We start from the raw sequence: 578 nt of genomic DNA, 5'->3' as shown, positions 1-578 counted from the left end.
CGGGGCGGCCCCGTAGCTCGGCGGTCACGCGGGGGCCAGGGACGCGTCTCGAAAGACGGGAACGATGGTGCGCGCGGCGATTCGCCATCCGCCTTCGGTGCGGGTGTAGGTGTCGAGGAAGTCGGCCACCATGTATGGCGCGGTGGAGGTGACCGGCGGGTGCGAATTGTGCGCGTAGCAGAACCAGGCGCTGCGGCCGCTGATGGTGGCGTTGTCGACCTCGGTGAGTGTCAAGGAGGTCCACCCGTGCCGGGTTGTCCGGATTCCCGAGCGGGCCGAGAATGCTGCGACGATGCTTTCCGCTCCCTTGCGTTCGGTGCTTCCGCTCGTGTAGCTGGCATCGTCGGTGAGAATCTCATAGAGGTCGTCGAATCTGTTCAGGTCCAGGCTCCATGCGAAGCGGGCGTTGAGTTCTTCGATTGCGGCCCGTGTCGAGGCGTCCACGCTCATCGCTTCACCACCGGGTTGCGCAGGGTTCCGATGCCTTCGATGTCGACCTCGACGGTCCCTCCCAGGGCGTGCAGATCAATGTTCTGCACTGCCCCGCCGCCGGATGCGCGCTGAAGCGCGGTGCCCAT

General features: G+C 65.9%; 1 protein-coding gene. It reads right to left on the bottom strand.

Annotation, left to right across the window (positions count from 1 at the left end):
* Positions 1–24: 24 nt before the first annotated feature.
* A complete protein-coding gene (locus tag AZG88_RS35565) occupies positions 25–450 on the bottom strand; it encodes a nuclear transport factor 2 family protein (protein WP_082833552.1) in 426 nt (141 codons plus the stop codon).
* Positions 451–578: the final 128 nt, after the last annotated feature.

It is taken from the genome of Rhodococcus sp. LB1 (assembly GCF_001583455.1).
Classification (GTDB): domain Bacteria; phylum Actinomycetota; class Actinomycetes; order Mycobacteriales; family Mycobacteriaceae; genus Rhodococcus_F; species Rhodococcus_F opacus.
This window is presented reverse-complemented; position numbering and strand designations above follow the sequence as displayed.